This window comes from Saccharothrix sp. NRRL B-16348 (genome assembly GCF_001280085.1).
Lineage (GTDB): Bacteria > Actinomycetota > Actinomycetes > Mycobacteriales > Pseudonocardiaceae > Actinosynnema.
Map to the genome: position 1 here is coordinate 51,146 of NZ_LGED01000224.1, position 6,843 is coordinate 57,988.

The 6,843-nt window shown below is 71.0% G+C and carries 9 protein-coding genes; all 9 read left to right on the plus strand.

Annotated elements, in window-relative coordinates:
- Nucleotides 1-2: 2 nt before the first annotated feature.
- The 9 genes from rimM to ADK67_RS33160 all read left to right on the plus strand — a co-directional run bounded on the left by rimM (nucleotide 3) and on the right by ADK67_RS33160 (nucleotide 6,825).
- Nucleotides 3-521, plus strand: a complete 519-nt coding sequence (gene rimM, locus ADK67_RS33120) for a ribosome maturation factor RimM (RefSeq protein WP_053720491.1) — start codon at nucleotides 3-5, stop codon at nucleotides 519-521.
- Nucleotides 511-1,257: a tRNA (guanosine(37)-N1)-methyltransferase TrmD gene (trmD, locus tag ADK67_RS33125; RefSeq protein ID WP_053720492.1), complete on the plus strand. Its 747-nt coding sequence runs from the start codon at nucleotides 511-513 to the stop codon at nucleotides 1,255-1,257. Before rimM ends, trmD begins: the two co-directional genes overlap by 11 nt.
- 165 nt (nucleotides 1,258-1,422) lie before the next feature.
- Nucleotides 1,423-1,782 (plus strand): 50S ribosomal protein L19, encoded by a 360-nt coding sequence (rplS, locus tag ADK67_RS33130; protein WP_053720493.1) that lies wholly within the window; start codon nucleotides 1,423-1,425, stop codon nucleotides 1,780-1,782.
- Nucleotides 1,783-1,816: 34 nt separating this feature from the next.
- The gene (lepB, locus tag ADK67_RS33135; RefSeq protein ID WP_053720494.1) at nucleotides 1,817-2,719 is read left to right on the plus strand and encodes a signal peptidase I; all 903 of its coding nucleotides are present in this window, start codon (nucleotides 1,817-1,819) and stop codon (nucleotides 2,717-2,719) included.
- 16 nt (nucleotides 2,720-2,735) lie between these two features.
- Entirely contained in the window at nucleotides 2,736-3,638 is a 903-nt protein-coding gene (gene lepB, locus ADK67_RS33140) for a signal peptidase I (RefSeq protein WP_053720495.1), read from the plus strand.
- Nucleotides 3,639-3,647: 9 nt separating this feature from the next.
- A complete protein-coding gene (locus ADK67_RS33145; RefSeq protein WP_053720496.1) occupies nucleotides 3,648-4,442 on the plus strand; it encodes a ribonuclease HII in 795 nt (264 codons plus the stop codon).
- Nucleotides 4,442-4,765: a DUF2469 domain-containing protein gene (locus ADK67_RS33150; protein ID WP_015104440.1), complete on the plus strand. Its 324-nt coding sequence runs from the start codon at nucleotides 4,442-4,444 to the stop codon at nucleotides 4,763-4,765. The genes ADK67_RS33145 and ADK67_RS33150 overlap by 1 nt, the downstream gene beginning before the upstream one ends.
- Nucleotides 4,766-4,960: 195 nt before the next feature.
- Nucleotides 4,961-5,314 (plus strand): YraN family protein, encoded by a 354-nt coding sequence (locus ADK67_RS33155; protein ID WP_053720497.1) that lies wholly within the window; start codon nucleotides 4,961-4,963, stop codon nucleotides 5,312-5,314.
- A complete protein-coding gene (locus ADK67_RS33160; RefSeq protein ID WP_053720498.1) occupies nucleotides 5,314-6,825 on the plus strand; it encodes a YifB family Mg chelatase-like AAA ATPase in 1,512 nt (503 codons plus the stop codon). Before ADK67_RS33155 ends, ADK67_RS33160 begins: the two co-directional genes overlap by 1 nt.
- The last annotated feature ends 18 nt before the right edge of the window (nucleotides 6,826-6,843 follow it).

Below are 6,843 nucleotides of genomic sequence, written 5' to 3' on the forward strand. Positions count from 1 at the left end.
ACATGGACGTCGTCGTCGGCCGAGTGGCCAAGGCGCACGGGATCAGCGGCGAGCTCGCGGTCGACGTGCGCACGGACTCACCCGAGACCCGGTTCGCGCTGGGCTCGGTGCTGACCGCCAAACTGCGCGACGGCACGTCCCGCAACCTCACCGTCGCAGCCGCCCGGAACCACTCCGGGCGGCTGCTGGTGCGTTTCGAGGAAGTGCTGACCCGCGACGTCGCCGAGACGCTGCGGGGCACGGTGCTGCTCGGCAGCACCGAGGACCTGCCGCCGACCGGCGACCCGGACGAGTTCTACGACCACGAGCTCGAAGGGCTGACCGCCGAGCTGGCGGACGGCACGCGGATCGGCACCGTGCTGGAGATCGTGCACGGCCCGGGCGGCGAGCTGCTGGTGGTCAAGCGTGAGAACGGCGACGAGACCCTGGTGCCGTTCGTGCGCGAGATCGTGCCCACGGTGGACCTGGCGGGCAAGCGCGTCGTGCTGGACCCGCCCGAGGGCCTGCTCGATGCGGATTGACGTCGTCACGATCTTCCCGGAGTACCTGGACCCGCTCCGCGCCGCGCTGCTCGGCAAGGCGATCGACAAGGGCCTGATCAGCGTCGGCGTGCACGACCTGCGGAACTGGACGCACGACGTGCACAAGGCCGTCGACGACAGCCCGTACGGCGGCGGTCCCGGCATGGTGATGAAGCCGCAGGTGTGGGGCGAGGCGCTGGACGAGGTCGTCACCCCGGCCACCCGCCTGATCGTGCCCACGCCGGCCGGTCGGCCGTTCACCCAGCGGTTGGCGCACGACCTGGCCGCCGAGGAGCACCTGGTGTTCGCCTGCGGCCGGTACGAGGGCATCGACCAGCGGGTGGTGGACGACGCGTCGCGCCGGATGCGCGTCGACGAGGTCTCCATCGGCGACTACGTGCTCGTCGGCGGCGAGGTGGCGGTGCTGGTGATGGTCGAGGCCGTCGTCCGCTTGCTGCCCGGAGTGCTGGGCAACCCGAAGTCGGCCGCCGAGGACTCGTTCTCCGACGGCCTGCTGGAGGGCCCCAGCTACACCCGGCCCGAGGTGTGGCGCGACCTCGCCGTGCCGGAGGTCCTGCGCTCGGGCAACCACAAGGCGATCGACCGCTGGCGCCGCGACCAGTCGCTGCGCCGCACCCGCGAACGCCGTCCCGAACTGCTCGACGCCCTGCCCGAGGGCGCGCTCGACAAGCACGACCGCAAGCTGCTCGACGAGCTGGACCGTGGGCTGGACTAGGGGCGATTTCGTGCCGCCGCCCCTCGTCTGGCACACTGGACAGGTTGCTGCACCCGGTTCTACTCATCCGGCGTGCGCTAGGCCCGCCCCCGCGCGTGTGTGACTTGAGTTCGGCCGCGCCTTGGGGGAGTACGCATTACACGTGAGGACGAGGACGGACCACCGATGAACACCCTGGACGCTCTTGACGCCCAGTCGCTGCGCTCCGACATCCCCAGCTTCCGGCCGGGCGACACGCTGAAGGTCCACGTCCGCGTCATCGAGGGCTCCCGCGAGCGGGTCCAGGTGTTCCAGGGCGTCGTGATCCGCCGGCAGAACGGTGGCATCCGCGAGACCTTCACCGTCCGCAAGGTCTCGTTCGGTGTCGGCGTCGAGCGCACCTTCCCGGTGCACTCCCCGAACATCGCCGAGATCGAGGTCGCCTCCCGCGGCGACGTCCGCCGGGCGAAGCTGTACTACCTCCGCGACCTGCGCGGCAAGGCCGCCAAGATCAAGGAGAAGCGGGACGCCAAGCCGGCCTCCTGACGCCGGGCACACGCGGAAGCAGTAGCCTGCCCACGTGGCAGATCCCGTGCACCGCTCCGCTGACGAAGACGGTCAGGATCCCGCAGCCGAGTCCACTCCGGACTCGGCTGCGGGCGGCAAGTCGAAGAAGGACAAGAAGAAGCCCCCGCTCTGGCGCGAACTCCTCGTGCTCGGCGCCACGGCCCTCGTCCTCACCATCCTGATCCAGACGTTCCTCGCGCGGGTGTACGTGATCCCGTCGCAGTCGATGGAGGAGACCCTCCACGGCTGCCCCGGTTGCAACAACGACCGGGTGCTGGTCGACAAGCTGGTCTACGACTTCACCGAGATCGAGCCGGGTGAGGTCGTGGTCTTCCGCGGTCCCGGCACGTGGGGCAACAACGACTTCAACTCCGGCCGTTCGGACAACCCGATCGTGGCCGGCATCCAGTCGGTGGCGTCCCTCGTCGGCCTCGCACCGCCGGACGAGCGCGACTTCGTGAAGCGGGTCATCGCGGTCGGCGGGCAGACCGTCGAGTGCTGTGACGAGCAGCACCGCGTGAAGGTCGACGGCAAGCCGCTGGACGAGCCGTACATCTACTGGCAGCCCGGCACGTCACCGGAGAACCACGACCCGTTCGAGCCGGTCAAGGTCCCCGAAGGCCACCTCTGGGTGATGGGTGACAACCGCACGAACTCCACCGACTCCCGCAAGCAGGGCGGCGGTGGCGTGGCGGGCACCGTGCCGGAGGACCACGTCATCGGCAAGGCCCGGGTCATCGTGCTGCCGCCGTCGCGCTGGCAGGGCATCGGCGACCACAACCCGCAGGCGCTCGCGCTCGGCGCGCCCGCGTGGCAGGGCGCCATCCCGGCGGGCGCAGGCCTGGCCGCGGCGTGGCCGCTGGTGTTCTTCGGCCGGAAGGTCCGGAGGCGGTTGACCAGGGCCACACAGCCCTGATCGGTACGCTGACCGGGTGGTGGACGTCGCATCGTCCCGGAGCTCCTCCGACGAGGGGGAACCGGAGCACGAGGAAAAGGTCGAGCAGTGGCGTGCCCGCGCGCGCAAAACGGCCAAGCGCAAGGGCTCGTTCTGGAAAGAGCTGCCGATCCTGATCGGTGTCGCGGTGGTGCTCGCGGTGCTGATCCAGTCGTTCCTGGCGAAGGTCTACATGATCCCGTCGGAGTCGATGGAGCAGACGCTGCACGGCTGCTCCGACGGGTGCTTCGGCGATCGGGTGCTGGTCGACAAGCTGGTCTACGACTTCGCGGACATCGAGCCGGGCGAGGTCGTGGTCTTCCACGGCCCCGACACCTGGATCAACCAGGACTTCGTGGCGCCCGAGCCGACGAACCCGGTGGTCAAGGCGTTGCAGGGGCTCGGCTCGCTGATGGGGTTCCCGGCGGCGAACGAGGAGGACTTCGTCAAGCGGGTCATCGCGGTCGGCGGGCAGACCGTGCAGTGCTGCGACGACCGCAACCGGGTCCTGGTCGACGGCAAGCCGCTGGACGAGCCGTACGTGTACTGGGCGCCGGGCCGCAGCACGGTGCAGGAGTCGTTCGCCGAGCTGAAGATCCCCGAGGGCTACCTGTTCGTGCTGGGTGACAACCGCAACGACTCGTGCGACTCGCGGTGCCAGGGCGACGGCCGCGAGGGTGGTCTCGTGCCGGTGGACAACGTGGTGGGCAAGGCGCGGGCGATCGTGCTGCCGCCGACGCGCTGGCAGGGCGTCGGCGACCACAACCCGCAGGTCGTGGCCATCGGGGCGCCCGCGTGGCAGGACGCGCTGCCGGCCGGTGTCGGCCTCGCCGCGGCGTGGCCGGTGCTGCTGCTGGGCAAGCGAGTGAGGTCGCGTTTCCGGAGTTCGCGGCTGAGATAGGGTCGAGGGGTGATCCGGAAGCCGCCCCGCGTCCAGGTTCGGCAGACCGCGGGCATCTGGGCCTTCGAAGCCGCGTTGGACCGGCGTGGGTTCGGCCCGGTGGCCGGCGTGGACGAGGCAGGCCGGGGCGCCTGCGCGGGACCGCTGGTCGTGGCGTCGTGCGTGCTCAAGCCGGGTGACGCGGCGAAGTTCGACGGGCTCACCGACTCGAAGCTGCTCACCGCCGCCGCGCGGGACCGGATGTACGACCTGGTGCTCAAGCGGGCGCTGGACTACGCGGTGATCGTGATCCCGAGCGCCGAGGTCGACCTGATCGGCGTGCACGTGGCGAACATCGAGGGCATGCGGCGCGCGGTCGCGCGGTTGGACGCGCACCCCGGGTACGTCCTGACGGACGGCTTCCCGGTGCCGGGGCTCACGGCGCCGAACATGCCGGTGGTCAAGGGCGACCGGGTGGCGGCGTGCGTCGCGGCGGCGTCCGTGCTGGCCAAGGTCACGCGGGACCGGATCATGACCGGTCTGCACGAGGAACTGCCCGTCTACGGGTTCGACGTGCACAAGGGCTACAGCACCCCCGAGCACACGGCGGCGCTGGCGGAGCACGGCCCGAGTGCGCAACACCGCTGGTCGTATGCGAACGTGGCCGCCGCGGCGCGCCGGCACGGGTTGGCGGCGCCGCACCGGGTGGCGCGCGGCGTGATCGCGGCCGACGTGGTCCAGAATGGGACAACCCCGCAGACCAGCGGTGGCAGGCTCGCGACGAGGAGGGGCGCGGATTCGATGATTACCCGCGCGGAGGCGTAATGAGTGCAGAGGATCTCGAGAAGTACGAGACCGAGATGGAGTTGTCGCTGTACAAGGAGTACCGCGACATCGTCAGCCAGTTCTCGTTCGTCGTGGAGACCGAGCGGCGGTTCTACCTGGCCAACTCGGTGGACGTGCAGGTCCGCAACGCGGACGGCGAGGTCTACTTCGAGGTGCGGATGTCCGACGCGTGGGTGTGGGACATGTACCGCCCCGCCCGGTTCGTGAAGAACGTTCGCGTCATCACCTTCAAGGACGTCAACGTCGAGGAGCTGGACAAACCCGACCTCAGGCTGCCCGAGGACGGTCCGTTCAACTCCTGATACCCGCAAAGTCGCAGGGGCCTGCCCGTGAGGGTGGGCCCCTTTGCGTCTGCCTGCCCCTACCACGCGACACCGACATTTCCGCCGCCGTTGTCCACAGCCCTCGGAGTTGTCCACAGTCGGCGAACTGCCCATCGCCACCCCGCCACCACCCCGGCAAGGTCGAGACCAAGACCGATTCCGGAGGAGCGGGACATGAACACGGCGACCGACCTGGGCAGGCGTGGCGAGGACGCGGCGTGCCGGTACCTGGAGCACAAGGGCCTGTCGATCCTCGCGCGCAACTGGCGGTGCGACGACGGTGAGCTGGACGTCATAGCCACCGACGGCGCGCGGCTGGTGGTGGTGGAGGTGAAGTGCCGTTCGGGCACCAGCAGGGGCACGCCGCTGGAAGCCGTGACGCAGGAGAAGCTGGAGCGGGTCCGGAAGTCGGCCCTGCGCTGGCTGAGCGCCCACCGGATCGGGCGCGTGGAGATCCGGTTCGACGTGATCGCGATCGAGTGGCCACCCGAGGGCAAGGTCCGCCTTCACCACCTGCGAGGTGTGTGATGGCGCTCGCGCGAACGTGGTCGGTGGCGTTGTTCGGCGTCGACGGCGTGCCGGTGGAGATCGAGGCCGACGTCGGTGTCGGAACCGTGAAGACGCAGCTCCTCGGCCTGCCGGACGCCGCGCTGCACGAGTCGAAGGACCGCGTGAAGGCGGCCGTGCGCAACAGCGGGCACGACTGGCCGTCGCAACGCGTGACCCTGGGCCTGTCCCCGGCCACGCTGCCCAAGAACGGCTCCGGTTACGACCTGGCCATCGCCTGCGTCGTCCTGGCCGCCGCGAAGGCGATCCCGGGCGAACGCCTGGCCGACACCGTCCTGCTCGGCGAGCTGGCCCTGGACGGCCGGGTCCGCACCGTCCGCGGGGTCCTGCCCGCGCTGCTGGCGGCCAGGCGGTCGGGCCTGACCGAGGCGGTGGTCCCGGTGGACGTGCTGCCCGAGGCCGCCCTGGTGGAGGGCATGACCGTCCACGGCGCGACCACCCTGACCGACGTCCTGTCGTGGCTGACCGGCGAGCACACCCTCCACCACACCACCCCGCCCGCCGTCGCCCCGCCACCGGACGGCCCGGACCTGGCGGACGTGATCGGCCAGCCGGAGGCGAGGTGGGCGCTCGAAGTGGCCGCCGCGGGTGGTCACCACCTCCTGCTGACCGGGCCGCCGGGCACCGGCAAGACCATGCTGGCCCAACGCCTGGCCGGCCTCCTGCCGCCGTTGTCACCGGAGGAGGCCCTGGGTGTCACGGCGGTGCACTCCATCGCGGGCCTGCTGACCCCGGACAGCCCGCTGGTCTCCACGCCACCGTTCGTCTCGCTGCACCCCTCCACGTCGGCGGTGGCGCTGATCGGCGGCGGCACGGGCATGGCGAAGCCGGGAGCGATGAGCCGGGCCCACCGGGGCGTGCTGTTCCTGGACGAGGCGCGGGAGTTCGGCGCCGCGAAGCTGGAGGCGCTGCGCACGGCGTTGGAGGAGGGCGAGGTGCGGTTGGCGCGGCGGGACGGCATCGCCCGCTACCCGGCCAGGTTCCAGCTGGTGATGGCCACCAACCCGTGCCCGTGCGCCCCGCCGAAGGACATCGACTGCATCTGCCTGCCCGCCGCCCGCAGGCGCTACCAGAGCAAACTCTCCGGCCCACTGCTCGACCGCGTGGACCTGCGGGTCGGGATGCGCCCCCTGACCGCCATGAGCAACGCCGACATCTCCCCACCAGAACCAACCGCCGCCGTCCGCGCACGGGTCCAGAAGGCCAGGACCAGGGCGACGGAGCGCTGGGCGGCCCACGGCTGGCTGACCAACGCCGAGGTCCCCGGCCCCGCCCTCCGCCGGCAATACGCCCTCCCAAGACAGGCCACCACCGTCCTGGACCGAGCACTGACCACGGGCGCCTTGACGGGCCGGGGCGCGGACAGGTGCCTGCGCGTCGCCTGGACCCTCGCCGACCTGGCCGAAGTCGACCAACCCACCGCGGACCACGTGGCCGCCGCCCTGGAATTCCGAGAGCGCAGGAAGTCATGACCACCCCCCCCGCCCCAG

Coding starts and splice junctions, on each gene's coding strand:
- rimM (WP_053720491.1), top strand. CDS start 3: ATGGACGTCGTCGTCGGCCGAGTGGCCAAGGCGCACGGGATCAGCGGC.
- ADK67_RS33150 (WP_015104440.1), top strand. CDS start 4,442: ATGAGTGCAGAGGATCTCGAGAAGTACGAGACCGAGATGGAGTTGTCG.
- ADK67_RS33155 (WP_053720497.1), top strand. CDS start 4,961: ATGAACACGGCGACCGACCTGGGCAGGCGTGGCGAGGACGCGGCGTGC.
- trmD (WP_053720492.1), top strand. CDS start 511: ATGCGGATTGACGTCGTCACGATCTTCCCGGAGTACCTGGACCCGCTC.
- rplS (WP_053720493.1), top strand. CDS start 1,423: ATGAACACCCTGGACGCTCTTGACGCCCAGTCGCTGCGCTCCGACATC.
- ADK67_RS33160 (WP_053720498.1), top strand. CDS start 5,314: ATGGCGCTCGCGCGAACGTGGTCGGTGGCGTTGTTCGGCGTCGACGGC.